Raw genomic sequence first — 13,687 nt, 5'->3', positions numbered from 1 at the left:
TCGAACCACGCATTCACGTTGGTCGGAGAAGGTCCGGATGAACGGTGTGGTCCTTGTCATATTCTGAACCTGAATCTAGCATCAGAAAAGCTGCACGGGAACCGTCGGGGAGTGTTCCCGTGCAGGTGATCGCGCCTGCCCGTCGCTCTCCCGATACTCACACAGGAGTCAGCCAGTGGAATCGTTCATCCAGCACCGGAAAGGTCGCACACCGCGACAGGTCCACCGCGACCTCGAGGGCCTCAAAGACGACGAGCTCGGTCGTTACGGGTTCACCGGACGCACTGCGCACCTCTACCGCCGCAACGATCCGACGCAGTTCCGCGCGGTCGGGACGCACACCGGCGTCGACCGGTTCGTCACCGAGCTGACCCCGACCGACCAGATCGACCCGTCGGGTGAGCCGCTGCTGATGTTCTACAACGACGACTGCCGCATCTCGCTGAGTCGTCGAGGCCAGGCCGCGCCGTTCTGGTTCCGCCCGGTCGACGGCGACGAGCTGATCTTCGTCCATGAGGGCAGCGGTTACTTCGAGACCGAGTTCGGTCGGCTGCCCTACCGGCCGGGCGACTACATCTACATCCCCAAGGGGTGCACGTATCGGCAGATCCCCGACGACCAGTCCCTGCTGCTGATCATCGAGGCGGTCGACGAGTACCGGGTGCCGGAACCGGGCGTCCTCGGACGGTTCTTCCCGTTCGATTCGTCACTGGTCGGCGTCCCGGAAGCCGAGGTCTTCGAGGGCGACGGACGCGACGAGTACGAGGTCCGCTTCCGTCAGCGCGAGGGACAGACGACGCTGTTCTATCCCTTCCACCCGCTCGACGTCGAGGGCTGGCGCGGAGATCTGTTCCCGTTCACGTTCAACATCTCCGACTATGACGTCATCACCTCGGAGTCGGTGCACCTGCCGCCGACCGTGCACCTGTTCATGCAGGCCACCGGGGTGTATGTGATGAACTTCTTGCCGCGCCCGGCCGAGGCCCGCAAGGGTGCCGAGCGCCTGCCCTGGTATCACCGCAACACCGATTTCGACGAGATCGCGTTCTTCCACGGCGGCAGCCTGTTCGGCGCCGGCATGCCGCCGGGATTCGTCTCGCATGCGCCGCAGGGCATCCACCACGGCATCCCCGAACGCGCCCGCGAGCGGTCGCGCCGCAAGTTCGACGAGTTCGACCGCGTGGAGTGGAAGGTCATCGCGATCGACACGCGTCGTCGTCTCATCGCGACCCCCGTCATGACCGAGTCGGCGCAGGCCGAGGTCCAGGAAGAGGCACAGGTATGACGTCGCCGAACACGTTGCCGCGCCACGAATACGAGCGCATTCCCTACCTCGTCGTCTTCGACGACACGTCGGCGTACAAGGACACCTATGGCGGTGTCACCGAGAGCGTCGTCCTGGAGAGCTACCTCCTCAAGCCGGTCGGCGTGGCGTCGAAGAACGTCATCATCTTCATGCACCCGATCGGCGGTGGTGCCTACCTGCCGATGACCAACGCGCTGGCCCGCGCCGGGCATCACGTCATCTACTGCAACAGCCGGTATCGCGGCGTCGACAGTGCGCTGATCATGGAGAAGGTCGTCCAGGATCTCGGCGCCTGCGTGAAGGACGCCAAGGAGCGCCTCGGCTACGAGAAGGTGATCCTGGCCGGCTGGAGTGGTGGCGGTGCGCTGTCGCTGTACTACCAGCAGCAGGCCCAGCATGCGACGGTCACCGAGACCCCGGCGGGCGAACCGCCAGACCTCACCCGGCTCGACCTCCCGGCCGCGGACGGCATGATGCTCCTCGCCGCCCACGTGTCGCGGCACGGGACGCTGACCGAGTGGATGGACCCCTCGATCCTCGACGAAACCGACCCGGAGAAGCGCGATCCCGAGCTCGATCTCTACAACCCGGCCAACCCGAACCAGCCGCCGTACACCGCGGAGTTCCTGGAGCGGTACCGGGCAGCGCAGATCGACCGCAACCGCCGGATCACCGCGTGGGTGAAGGAACAACTCGCCGACCTTCGCGGCCGTGGCGAGCCGCTGATGGAACGCGGTTTCATCGTCCACGGCACCATGGCCGACCCCCGGTGGCTGGACCTGTCCGTCGACCCGAGCGACCGCAAACTGGGCTGCTACCTGGGTGATCCGCGCATCGTCAACATGGGTCCGGTCGGCCTGGCGCGCTTCACGACGCTGCGAAGCTGGTTGTCGCAGTGGAGTTATGACGACGCCCACGGCGACGGTCCGCGCTGCGCCGCCGATCTCGAGGTCCCGACCCTCGTCATCGGCAACTCGGCCGACAACGCGTGCACGCCCAGTCACACCCACCGACTGTTCGACGCCGTCGGACACCCCGACAAGACGCTGCACACCATTACCGGTGCGACGCACTACTATTCGGGGCGCGAACAGATCCCGCACCTCAAGGAGGCGGTCGGCATCATCACCGACTGGTTGGGTGAGCGGGGTTGGGCCAACTGATCACCGGGTTCTCTGAGATCCGCCCTGAAATGCGCCCCTGAGATCCGCCCCCGGAATGCGCCCTCCGTAGCGCCGCCGGCGACATAGTGTCATCGAGTCGGTTGTGGAAGGTCTATTCCAGGGGCGGTTTCCAGCGGAGTTATCCACAGCCCCCGGGACGCCACGCTCGATCGAGTCCCCAGCACCTGACACTGAACCGATGGACTACGACCAGCTCATCGAGCGCTTCGGGGGTGTGGTGTCGACCCGCCAGCTGCTCGAATCCGGAGAGACCACGCCGGATATTCGACGCGCCGTCGAAACCGGTGCGATCCAACGGATTCGGCACGGATGGTTTCGGGTTCCCGATGCCGACCCCGACGTGGTTGCGGCGGTGGCCGACCACGCCGTCGTGTCGTGCGCGAGTGCGCTGCTCCGCCACGGATTGTGGATTCCCGACCATCCCGTCGAGTCCCATGCGCGCGTGACGCGGTACGAACGACGTCGGTCCCCCGACCGTTGCCGATGCCACGGCCGCCCGACTCCGGCTCTGGCCGCCGTCGACGATGTCGCGACCGCTCTGCAGTACGCCGCACGGTGCTTCGACGAGGAGGGCTTCGTCATCCTGTGTGACTCCGCACTACATCACGGCAAGCTGACCCACGACGATCTCCGTTCCGAGTTCCGACTCGCCCCACTCGCGATCAAGAACGCAATAGAGAGGTGCAACCGGCTAGCGGCGTCGGGAACCGAGACTGCGGCACGCCTGAGGCTGAGGAGTGCCGGGCTACGCGTCGAGGTGCAGCATCACGTGCCCGGGGTGGGTTGGATCGACCTGCTCGTCGGTGAGCGGCTCGCGATCGAACTCGACAGCCGGGCCCACCACACCGGCGAGGAGGACTACGAAAGCGACCGCGTCAGGTCCCGCAAGCTCATCCCGCTGGGCTATCTACCGATGCGACTCACCTACGCGCAGGTGTTCAGCCACTGGGAGGCCACGTACGCCGACATCGCGGCCGGGGTCCGGAAGGGGTACCACCGCAACCGCGCCGCCGCCGGAAACCGCCCCTGAAATCGACCCCTGATCTCCACCCTCCACAGCCCGCCCGACGACACTATGTCGCCGCCGGCACCGCCACCGAGGGTGCTTTCCAGGGGCGCCTTTCGGTGCGGGCCGCCGGGCATGACTCGCAAGCCCTCAGCCGAGCAGCTTCTTCTGCACCTTGCCCATGGCGTTGCGGGGGAGTGAGTCGACGAACCGGATCTCGCGGGGGCGTTTGTGGTTCGACAGTTCGCCGGCGACGAACTCGATGAGCTCGGTGTCGTCGACCTCGTCGGCCACCACATACGCGACGATCCGCTGGCCGAGATAGTCGTCGGGGACGCCGATCACCGCGGTTTCACGTACGGCCGGGTGCGCGAGGAGCACGGTCTCGATCTCCCCGGCGCCGATGCGGAAGCCGCCGGACTTGATGAGGTCGGTGGACCGGCGGCCGACGATGCGGTGCATGCCGTCCGGGTCGATGACGGCGACGTCGCCGGTGGCGAAGAAGCCGTCGTCGAGCCAGGATTCGGCGGTCGCGTCGGCTCGGTTGAGGTAGCCCGACGCCATCATCGGTCCGCGGACGTGGAGGTCGCCGACGGATTCGCCGTCGTGGGGCACGTCGGCGTCGCCCTCGCGAAGGCGAGTCTCGACTCCCGCGAGGGGAAGTCCGACCCAGCCCGGGCGACGCTCGCCGTCGACCCGGGTGCTGACGGTGATCAGGGTTTCGGTCATGCCGTAACGTTCGACGATCTCGTGACCGGTGAGTTCGCGGACACGGTCGAAGACGGGAACCGGCAGTGGGGCACTGCCGGACACGAGAATGCGTGCGCTGGAGAGCGTTCGGGCGGCTTCGGGATCGGCGCCGACGCGACTCCACACGGTCGGGACCCCGAAGAACATCGACGCACCGGCTTCGGCGGCGGAGGCATATCCCGCCGCGGTCGGCTTCTCGGTGTGGATCAACCGGCCGCCTCGGCGGAGCGGCCCGAGAACGCCGAGGATGAGCCCGTGAACGTGGAAGAGCGGAAGGCCATGCGCGAGTGTGTCATCGGCGGTCCACAGCCAGGCATCCGCGAGTGCGTCGAGTCCCTCCGCGATGGCCTGACGGGTGATCGGCACACCCTTGGGGAGCCCCGTGGTGCCGGAGGTGTAGAGGGTCAGTGCCGTCGAATCGGCGTGGGGTTCGGGATGCCGATGCCACGACTTCGCGTAGCGACGGACCGGGACCACCGGCAGTGTGGCGTCGGCCGGCCCCTGTCCCAGCCAGGCCTGTGCGCCGGAATCGGCCAGGATGTGGGCGAATTCGCGCGGACCGGAGTCGGGCGGCACCGGGACCACCGGCACGCCGGCGATCAGACCGCCGACCACCGCGAGAACGGTCTCGACCGTCGGCTGCGCCAGAACCGCGACGGTGCGCGCACCGGCAATCCGTTCCGCGACAGCGGTGGCCGCACCGACCAGGTCTTCCCGCGACAGTCGATCCTCACCTATCCGGATCACTTCGGGATCGTCCGGGGCAGTGGGGGTCAACGTCGGCAGGAGCACCCTCTCACTGTGCCACGACCGGCGCGCCGTCCCGTGGACCCGGCGCGACCTGCGAGGTCACCCGGCGTGCGCGAGAGCCTCGGCCCGCTCCTTGATCCCGTGGAGCATCTTGCGTTCCATGATCAGCGACCCGGGCTCCATCGGGATCATCGCCAGCTTCTTGCCCAGCCCGGGCAGCCGAAAGCGGTTCCGGCTGATCAGCCGCGTCGAGTCGCCGTCGGGGACCAGGGTGAACGACCACACCCAGTCACCGTCGGTGGTCCGGGTGACGAATGCGCGGCCGGGGTCGGCGATCTCGATGCGGGAGGCCTCGGGTCCGACACCGATCGTCTCGCCGACGACCGGATGCTGGAACTCCTCGAGCACCCGGTCGGTGCTGTGCATGTCGAGCCCGAGCAGGTTCTCGATCCAGTCGTAGGTGTAAGCGCCGCCCCGCGGCGACGGTCCCATCTGGGCCAGCCACGGGTAGATCGCGTCCGGTGGTGCGTCGATCGTGATCGCGCGCGTGGCCACACCGTCGGCGTCGGGCAGGAACTCGTCGCCCGGGAGTGCTGCGGCCACCTCCTCGTCCGTTGCGCCCCAGGTCATCACCCACGGCCGGACCCAGGCGCAGTACGCAGCGGCGGAACACGCGGTCGAAGCCAGCAGACCTGCGATGATCGGGCCGCTCCTCATTCCGGGTCCCGGTTCGACGCGGCGGACAGGGGGCGAGTCGGATACGGGTCGTCGGGCCGCGGTACCGGGCGGCGCGACAGCGTGCGCCGCCATAGGATCGCCAGGCAGATCTCGATGATCCCGAGTACGACGATGACCGGTTGCAGGAAGAAGAAGATCTGGAGCAGCGCGATCTGGATGCCGATCCATGCCACCAACGACGCGCCGCTCAGCAGACCCCCGAGAATGCCGAGCCGGGCGTCGACAGGCAGGACGACGACGGCCAGTGCCGCGAGCGCATGTGGCACGCCGATCGCTGCGATGAGTACGAGGCCGGGGCCGGTCCAGTTGTCGAACGGCGTGTGTTGCAGCCACTCCCGAGGCATCTTCCACCGGTCGTCGGCGAGCGCCAGACCACCGTCGATCGCCTGATACGCGACGAGCAACTCGACGACAGCCAGCAGCGCAGCGGCCCAGGTACGTCGGTATCCGGCAGCGATGGTGAGCGGGCGGCGGAGGCCCGGTGTTGACCTCATACCTCCAGTCTGCGCGCCCGGCGAGTCGGCGTCGTGGGTACTAGGTCCCTGACCAGGACGTTCTCAGGGGCGAACCCAACCGTCGGCCATGAACTCGAGGAGGAGCTGGGCCTTGTTGCCGATGGGTCGCCCGGCTTCTTCGTAACGACGCACGACGCGGCGGTAGTGCTCGCGGACCGTGCTCTCCGCGATCTGGTGTGCCTGCGAAGTCTCGCGGAGTGTGGCGCCGAGGGTGTAGGTCTGCAGGATCTCGCGCTCGCGTTCGGTCACCCGCACGCGGTCGGCGGGCGCGTGCGGGGTCGACTGCTGATCGGGCGGGCCGACGATCGCGGCAAGGGCCTGACGCAATGCGGATTCGGCGCCCGGCGAACGGGGTGAGATGCGGATGTGGTCGCGGGAGGCGATCCCGTCGCCGAGGAAGACGACGCGCACATTGCGCAGCATCGACGCACGCCGGACCTTAGCGAGCGAGCCGGGCGACCTGACCAGGAGGACGGCGGGATTGCGCAGGGAGGGAATCTGCCCAGGCTCGACCAGGGTGGCGCCGTAGCCGGCCCCCTCGATGAGGGCCACCAGTGCGGCGTCGAACAGATCGCCTTCGGCGACCACGACGGCGAGGCGTCTCAGATGGGAGTGGGGCTGCGACCCGGCGGATTGCGGGACGGTCCGGCCGACCGAATTGAGTCGGGACACGTTGGGCTGCGGGTTTGTCTCGTGCTGGCGGTGAAGTTCATCCAGAGGGGCTGACATCGGTACCGTCCTCCTGTCGACAGAATCCTGCTGCCGGCCCCGCGTGCCGCCGATTCTCTCGACCCGGCGGCATGATGGGAGCCGTGATCGACCTTGCTCGCGATCGGTTTGGCAGGCGGAGAGATGAACTGCTCTCAACGTCTACTTCTCTAGGGTTACGAACATTGCTCGATAAGTCACTGCCTTTCCGGCCCGATTGATAAGTAATCGAGCCATAATTGGCTCGAATGACTCCAGTAAATGCGTGATCACGCACGGATGGCCCGCATCAGGCAAAATCATGCACGTGCCGAATCGTCTTCGCGTGCTCGTCGCCTCCCCGCTCGGCCACGTCGTGGCGGGCCCTCTCCAAGGCGCGCTCGAACACGCTGTCGTCACCGTGGCGACCAGCGAGGACGAGTTCACCCGCTCGGTTGCCGGCCACGTCCGCTTCGACGTCGTGATCGCCGACCTCATCTGGAACCGCCCTGACCTGGAGTGGCGCTTCGACGGGCTCGACGCCATCGACGCCCTGAACAAACACGACCGTCAGGCGCCGGTCATCCTCGCGACCCAGGGCCATGGGCTCGAATCCGATCATCTCGATGAGGCGCGACTGCGCGACGAGGTCGCGGGCGTCATCGCGAAGTCCGACGGGTTCGCGACACTCATGCGCGCGGTGCGCGCGGTGGCGCTCGGTCAGGTGCTGGGGGAGAAGCCGGGGCCTCCGCGTCGGAGGCCTCTGTATGAGTTGTTCACGGGCCAGCGGGGTCATACCGCGGGACGCCTGGCGGGCGCGATCGCTTCGGGCAACGCGTCCGACGGTGCGAGTCTGGCGCGCGCGGCCAAGGTGTCACCCAACACGGCCAACAAGGTGACGAGTCACTACCTCGGCCCGATCATCTCCGAGCGTGGTGAGGCACCGACTTCGTCACCGATGTCGCAGGCCGCCGTCTACCGCTGGTGCGGTCTGCACGCGCGGTACCTGATCAGCTGGTGCCGACGGCACGGGCACTCGGATGTGCTGGGTCCGATGCCGGCCTGACCGAACACCGGGCGTGGAGCCATTCGAGGATCTCCACCCCGGCGAGAGCGCCGGTCTCGGCGGTGACGGTGAGACCTGGCGTCGTCCAGCCGAGGAGCTCGAGCTCGCCGTGGCGTGGGCGGATCGCGTGGTCGGCGATCTCGAGAAGGTCGGCGTCCAACCACCCGTCACCGGCCGCGTACAGCTGCGCGTCCGTGCCGATCGTGCCGTCGTCGACGAGGCGCCGACGCACCTCGGCGATCGCCGCGGACTTGGTGACCGACCGGGGCGTCGCGTAGATCTTGCGACCCTGCTGCGAGGCCGTCCACCCGTGCGCCGCGCACCAGTCCTGCCACGCGGGCAGAAACTCATGCGGCTGGGCCGCGGGTTCGACGACGAGGTAGCAGAACAGGTCGTCGGCGATCCGCAGCGACTTCACCCAGGAATCGTCGATGCGGGTGCGCAGTTCGGTGAGTACCTCGTCGAGGCCTGCGCCTGAGGCAGACACCACGCGTTCGATCTGGTGACGCCAGACCGGGTCATCGGCTCCGTCGACGAGGATCCGTCCGCCGTTGCTCGCCACGGCAAACCGAAACGGTCCGCCGGGCAGAGCGATTCGCTCGTACTGGTCTGGCGTCCGAGTCGTCGTCGGGATCACCGGCACCTCGTCGGCGAGGTGGGCGAGGAGCTGGACGGCGGTGGTCGTCATGTACGACAGCGGGGCGTCGCGGTAGATCTCGACGCAGACGGTGTCGAGGGCGGCGAACTGTGCCTCGCCCATCGCCGGTTGCGAGTAGATCATCGTCCGGTCGAGGTCGGTGGCGACCAGCACGCTCACGCGTCCTCCTTGATCAACCCGACACACGAGTAGGCGAGATCGGGCGAGACGTCCACCGGCACTCCGCGTTCGGTGGCGAGGAGTCGGATGTGGCGGTGCTCGGGCAGGTCGTCGGCGCGGACGAGGACCCGCCACGGAACGCGACGCAGCAGCACGCGGGTCGTCTCGCCCACGCCCGGCTTGACCAGGTTGATCGACGACAATCCGTAGTCGAGCTGAATCCGTTCGACCGATCGCCATCCCGACCAGGTCGGCGTCCGATGCTCCGCTGTCATGGCGGCCAGCGTGGCGGCGACGCGGTCGGCGACGGTGGGGAACTCGGCGCTCACCGCATCGAGAAGCCGACCGGAGACGTCGAACTCGGCCAGATCCCGATAGAACTTGGCGCCGTGGAACTCTCCCGGACCGATGTGGTCGGCGTTGAGGACCGTGCGCGACACCAGCCCCGACACGGTGGAGTTCAGGCATGCCGACGCGATGAGGAAGTCGTCGCGAGTACCGAACAGGGTGGTGCAGGAGCCGGGATCGGCGAGCACCGCCAGCTCGTCGTGCAGTGCCGGGCGGCCGGGAAGCTGCGCGTACTCGGCCAGCGCCGCGGTGAGTTCGCGCTGGATCGCACCCTTTCCGGTCCAGCCGTCGACGAAGACGATCGACTCAGCGGGATGGCGTTCGACGATGTGGTCCAGGGCGACCGTGTCGATCCCGCGACCACGCACGATCGAGATCGTGTAGTGCTGGGGCTCGATCCCGTGAACCGCCTGCATCCACCGGCGGATCAGGATGCCGACGGGTGTCCCGGCTCGCGCGAGTGACACAAGTGTCGGCGACGAATGCCGTTCGGTGAGAATCAGTTCGGAGACGACCCCGACCGCCTCGGCGAGTCGCTGTGCCGAAGACTGCAGCGTTGCCTGGAAGAGGTCCTGGTATTCGCGTCCCGGCTGGTACTCGATCGGCAGGGACTCGGCGTAATGCGCCTTACCCGACTGGATTCGACGTTCCCGCTCGTGCAGGTCGCCCTCGAGCGCGATGTCGGAGAGATCCTTGAGCAGCCACGTCACCTCGTCGGGTGCGTAGGAACCGAAGTCGGGACCGCGGAGCGGGGGTGTGGACGTCACGGGTTGACCGCCTGTCGTGATGCGCGGAGTTGCGTCTGGTCGGTTGCCGGGAGGATTGCCAGTGTGACGGGATGGCCTGCGGTGGTGAGGACGTCGAGAAGGCCGCCGGGGGAGCGGAGTTCAGGGGTGTCGGCTGGGGTGTCGATCACGACCACCACCTGGGGATCGGGCAGGGCGTCCGACGAGACGTTGTAGATGTAGCGCGGTGTCTCCGGATCGGATTCGGGTGCGAGGAAACGGAATCCTCGACGCAGCGGGTAGCCGGGCACGTTGTGGACCTGCGCGGGCGACCGAGTGGTCGTCTGATAGCCGGTCACGAAGCCTCGTTGCTCGAGGCCTTCGGCGATGCACAGCGGCGCGTACATCAGCTCCTCGTGTCCGACCATCACGACGGGACGCTGCGGATCGAGATGTTTCGCGATGGTCGCGGCGGCGGCCTCGGTCGCGACGCGGAACGGCCCCGCATCGGATCGCGCGAACCCGTGGCGGCCGCCGTCCGGCGTCCCCTTCGGCCAGTCGAGGTCGAGTGTGGTGACGGCCGCTCTTTCCGGCACAACGGGGTTGAGCGTGTCCGAGGTGAGTTCCCACACGTCGTCGAGCAGAGTGGGCGGCAACGTGACCGAGCCGTGTGCCAGTGCGACGTAGGAGACCTCCACGCCGAGGTCGGCGGCGGCCTTGGCGCAGATGGCGCGCTGATCGGCGCTACGCATGTCGACGAGTGAGGCGACGACGAACCGTGCGCGCGGGCGCTTCGCGATGATCGTCTCGATCGCGCCGAGCGCCGTGGTGCCGGTGGAGATCTCGTCGTCGACGAGGATCAGCGTCTCGTCCGGGGTGGTCGCGTCGAGAAAGCGCGGATCGCTGGGTTGCAGCAGGTGGGTGGTCGCGTGCGAATGCCCCTCTTCGAAGGTTCCCGACACGACCACGCCGGGAAGCCGACGACGCGTCGAGTGTAAGTAGCGGGACGCGGAGATCCGCTGCGCGACACAGTGACCGAGGCCGGTCGCGGTCTCGGCGAAACCGAACACGATGGAGTTGCGCGCGGGGTCGGCGCCGATCTGCTCGATGATCGCCGCACCGAGGTCGTCGGCAGCACGGCGAACCACGTGGGGAGGCGTGGGGATGTGCTTGCCGAGAACGGTCGAGACCAGGAGGTGGGCGCGCCGCTTGTTGTGGCGCAGACCGAGGACGACGAGGTCACGCACTTCGTGCTCGGCATGACCGGTGTCGTCGGACGTCACCTGCACGCCGAAGCGGGTGGTGACCCAGTCCGGTTCGCGGTCTGAGGGATCGTGGCTCATTGCGTTCACCTGGCGGTCGGTCCCGGGGCGGCGAGGGCGGTCAGGAGATCGACGAAGCTGACGCCTTGCCGGGTCACGCCGAAGGCGGCGGCTCGGTCGATCACGCGCAGCGCCCAATTGCGATGTGGTTTGAGCTCATTCATCTTGTTCCGGTACGACGACGCCCGGACGCCGCCGGCTTCCCCGGAGAGGATGTCGAGCGCATCGTGATACTCCTCGTGGGTCACCGCGGACAGCGCATGCACGGCGGCGACGTGTGCCGGATGGATCACCGTCTTGCCGTGGAGGCCGTTGGCGCGGTCGAGTGAAATCTCGCGCAACAAGCCGTCCATGTCCCGGCTGACCAGCTGCTGCCGGAAGTAGACGGCGTCACTCTCGCGAAAGGGTGTGTGCCGCAACATCGGCTGGAACATACGCTCGTGGTCGGCGAAGTACTCCCACACCGGTCCGGTCACGATGAAGCCGGATTCGTCGGTGCGTCCGAGGTGGTTGACGATGCCGGCGATGACGTCGGCGGCGACCCGGACGTCGTAGATCGTGAGGTCGCGGTCCCGGCGGATGCCGAAGTAACCGCAGATGTCGGTGGCCCCGATACGCACGGCGAGCACGCTGGCGCGGTGTGCGCTGAGATGCGCGGCCAGGGTGGTCAGTTCCTCGTCGCGTGTCTCCCGGTGGACCACCGAGGCGGACTCCAGGACCGGCATCACCCACAGGTGTTGTCCCAGTAGCTCACTCGCCTCGGCGACGGCGCCAAGCGCCTCTTCGGCGTTGGCGGAGTTGAACTTCGGGATGACGAAACCGGTGAGCGCTGATGGGGTGCTCGCAGACGGTGCACCTGCGGCCGACGGGCCGGCGAGGGCGGTGGCGATGCGCAGAACGCGGTCGGCCGATCGCGGCCGGACGAACAGGAGCATCGGCTCGCCGGGATTCTCCCCGATGTCGCGCAGGGCGGCGACCGCGTGATCGATGGCATCGGCCTCCTCGTGGTCGGCGACCGCGTCCTCGAGGTCGATGACCATCGAGATCACGCCCTCGGCCCGCCGCTTGCGGATGACGTCGGCGAGATCAGGACGGGTGGCGGGCACGTAGAGGGTGGCGCCGAGCGCGATCGCCAATCTCTGTGCGGGCCAGGTCCGATCGATCGACTCCGGTTGCCGGAAGAACAGTTGTTCGCGCGTAGCAAGTCCCAATTGACCGAAATGCCGGATTGTTCCGGGTTCGAGCCCGGGATCGTCGTGGCGTGCCGTGGTGGTCATCGTGCGGCCACCTGTCCTCTCATCCGGGAAACTATCTCGCTGATCCGGTCGTCCACGGCCCGCAACTGGGTCAGATATCCCCAGTAGTCGGGGTGGACGCGATCGAGCTCCCCCTTCGCACGCTCGATCCGGTCGGCCTGAGCATCGAGTACCGAGCCCCATTCGTCAACCAGAGAATGGTTGACCGCGAAGCGTTGGGCGTCGCGGAGTCGGAAGCGGACGCCTCGTTCGGCGTCCTGCGGATCGGCGCGCACCTCGCGCAGGAGCCTCAGCCGATCCAGGGCGGCGTCGACCGCGGCCTCCGCGACGGACAGATCATCGCGGGCGGCGTCGGCCTGTTCGATTGCCTGGTCGGGTGCGTCGGCGAGCATTCCGCGCGCCGTCGAGATCGCCGTATCCGCATGGGCCAGACGCTCGTCGACGATGGTCTCGGTGCGCTCCAGGTCGGTGGAACAGTCCGCGCTGAACTCCCGGCGCAACGTCGAGAGCGTGTCGGGAACCTGTGCGCTGCGGGTCGCGATGGCGCTGCGTCGGGTTTCCACCGACCGGATGACCCGACGGGCGCGGTCGGCGAACGCGGGCGCCTCGCGGAGGAGGCTCTCGAGCCGCTGTGCCGACGTGATGACCGTCGCAGCCGCCGACTGCCGCTCACGGAGGGCTGAACTCTGCTCGAAAACTCTCAACGCCCGGTCGAGTTCGTCGGTGGCCCGGGTCACCGACTGCAGCCGGCCGATCGCCGGACCGGCGTTCTCCAGGGCCGTCATCGCCCGATGCGAGGCGACGCGCGCCTCGTGGTCCTGGGCGTTCGCGGTCTGCACCGCGGAACGGGCGCGTCGGAGTGCACCGGCGTTCGCCTCGGCGAAGCCGCGCATCGACGCGGTGACCGCCCGGAGGGCCTCGGTGGTGCGGTCGTAGTCCTGTTGCCGGACGCGCGTGCCCGCGGGCGGGGAGACCAGTTGGAGGTAGTCGGCGGTCACCTGGGCGTGCTGATCCCGGATCGCCGACCACGCCTCGCGCAGCTGCGAGCGCGGGTCGGTGGCGGCGACCACCGCGACCGCCGGATCGATTTCGGCGAGGACCGTCTCGGACTCCAGGAAGGTCGCTGTCATTTGTTCCGATGATGCAGGTGAGGCGGAATTCGTGCGTGAATCGTTGCCGAACCAACGACGTACGAAGTTTCCGGGCACGACACGATG

13 protein-coding genes are annotated in these 13,687 nt (G+C 67.8%); 4 read left to right on the top strand and 9 right to left on the bottom strand.

Annotated features, from left to right (window positions below; translation table 11 throughout):
- The first annotated feature begins 175 nt into the window (after positions 1-175).
- The 3 genes from GOALK_RS22120 (at position 176) to GOALK_RS22110 (ending at position 3,520) form a co-directional block, all read left to right on the top strand.
- Complete coding sequence (locus GOALK_RS22120; protein ID WP_006361080.1) at positions 176-1,285, top strand: homogentisate 1,2-dioxygenase; 1,110 nt, start codon at positions 176-178, stop codon at positions 1,283-1,285.
- Positions 1,282-2,469 carry an alpha/beta fold hydrolase gene (locus tag GOALK_RS22115; protein WP_006361079.1) on the top strand — a complete coding sequence of 396 codons (1,188 nt, stop codon included), beginning with the start codon at positions 1,282-1,284 and terminating at the stop codon, positions 2,467-2,469. Before GOALK_RS22120 ends, GOALK_RS22115 begins: the two co-directional genes overlap by 4 nt.
- Positions 2,470-2,668: 199 nt before the next feature.
- A complete protein-coding gene (locus tag GOALK_RS22110) occupies positions 2,669-3,520 on the top strand; it encodes a type IV toxin-antitoxin system AbiEi family antitoxin domain-containing protein (RefSeq protein ID WP_006361078.1) in 852 nt (283 codons plus the stop codon).
- 126 nt (positions 3,521-3,646) lie between these two features.
- Here GOALK_RS22110 and GOALK_RS22105 read toward each other — a convergent pair whose 3' ends face one another.
- From GOALK_RS22105 to GOALK_RS22090, 4 genes are all read right to left on the bottom strand, one after another.
- Positions 3,647-5,038 carry an acyl-CoA synthetase gene (locus GOALK_RS22105; RefSeq protein ID WP_006361077.1) on the bottom strand — a complete coding sequence of 464 codons (1,392 nt, stop codon included), beginning with the start codon at positions 5,036-5,038 and terminating at the stop codon, positions 3,647-3,649.
- Positions 5,039-5,095: 57 nt separating this feature from the next.
- Positions 5,096-5,713 (bottom strand): SRPBCC family protein, encoded by a 618-nt coding sequence (locus GOALK_RS22100; RefSeq protein ID WP_006361076.1) that lies wholly within the window; start codon positions 5,711-5,713, stop codon positions 5,096-5,098.
- Positions 5,710-6,228, bottom strand: coding sequence for a hypothetical protein (locus tag GOALK_RS22095; protein ID WP_006361075.1), 519 nt, complete (start codon positions 6,226-6,228; stop codon positions 5,710-5,712). The genes GOALK_RS22100 and GOALK_RS22095 overlap by 4 nt, the downstream gene beginning before the upstream one ends.
- Positions 6,229-6,291: 63 nt before the next feature.
- Positions 6,292-6,978: a helix-turn-helix transcriptional regulator gene (locus GOALK_RS22090; RefSeq protein ID WP_006361074.1), complete on the bottom strand. Its 687-nt coding sequence runs from the start codon at positions 6,976-6,978 to the stop codon at positions 6,292-6,294.
- A 280-nt stretch (positions 6,979-7,258) separates the two neighbouring features.
- On the opposite strand from GOALK_RS22090, the gene GOALK_RS22085 reads away from it, so the two are divergent.
- A complete protein-coding gene (locus GOALK_RS22085) occupies positions 7,259-8,002 on the top strand; it encodes an MSMEG_1198 family transcriptional regulator (RefSeq protein ID WP_006361073.1) in 744 nt (247 codons plus the stop codon).
- On the opposite strand, the gene GOALK_RS22080 is transcribed toward GOALK_RS22085, so the two are convergent.
- From GOALK_RS22080 to GOALK_RS22060, 5 genes are read right to left on the bottom strand one after another with little or no spacing between them, the layout of a single operon-like run.
- On the bottom strand, positions 7,947-8,819 hold the full coding sequence (locus GOALK_RS22080) for a hypothetical protein (RefSeq protein WP_006361072.1): 873 nt from the start codon (positions 8,817-8,819) through the stop codon (positions 7,947-7,949). The genes GOALK_RS22085 and GOALK_RS22080 overlap by 56 nt on opposite strands.
- Positions 8,816-9,934: a cysteine protease StiP family protein gene (locus GOALK_RS22075; protein ID WP_006361071.1), complete on the bottom strand. Its 1,119-nt coding sequence runs from the start codon at positions 9,932-9,934 to the stop codon at positions 8,816-8,818. The genes GOALK_RS22080 and GOALK_RS22075 overlap by 4 nt, the downstream gene beginning before the upstream one ends.
- Positions 9,931-11,235 (bottom strand): phosphoribosyltransferase family protein, encoded by a 1,305-nt coding sequence (locus tag GOALK_RS22070; protein ID WP_006361070.1) that lies wholly within the window; start codon positions 11,233-11,235, stop codon positions 9,931-9,933. Before GOALK_RS22070 ends, GOALK_RS22075 begins: the two co-directional genes overlap by 4 nt.
- Before the next feature lie 5 nt (positions 11,236-11,240).
- Entirely contained in the window at positions 11,241-12,491 is a 1,251-nt protein-coding gene (locus GOALK_RS22065) for an HpcH/HpaI aldolase/citrate lyase family protein (protein WP_006361069.1), read from the bottom strand.
- The gene (locus GOALK_RS22060; RefSeq protein ID WP_006361068.1) at positions 12,488-13,600 is read right to left on the bottom strand and encodes a hypothetical protein; all 1,113 of its coding nucleotides are present in this window, start codon (positions 13,598-13,600) and stop codon (positions 12,488-12,490) included. The genes GOALK_RS22065 and GOALK_RS22060 overlap by 4 nt, the downstream gene beginning before the upstream one ends.
- Positions 13,601-13,687: the final 87 nt, after the last annotated feature.

Source organism: Gordonia alkanivorans NBRC 16433 (genome assembly GCF_000225505.1).
Lineage (GTDB): Bacteria > Actinomycetota > Actinomycetes > Mycobacteriales > Mycobacteriaceae > Gordonia > Gordonia alkanivorans.
This window is presented reverse-complemented; position numbering and strand designations above follow the sequence as displayed.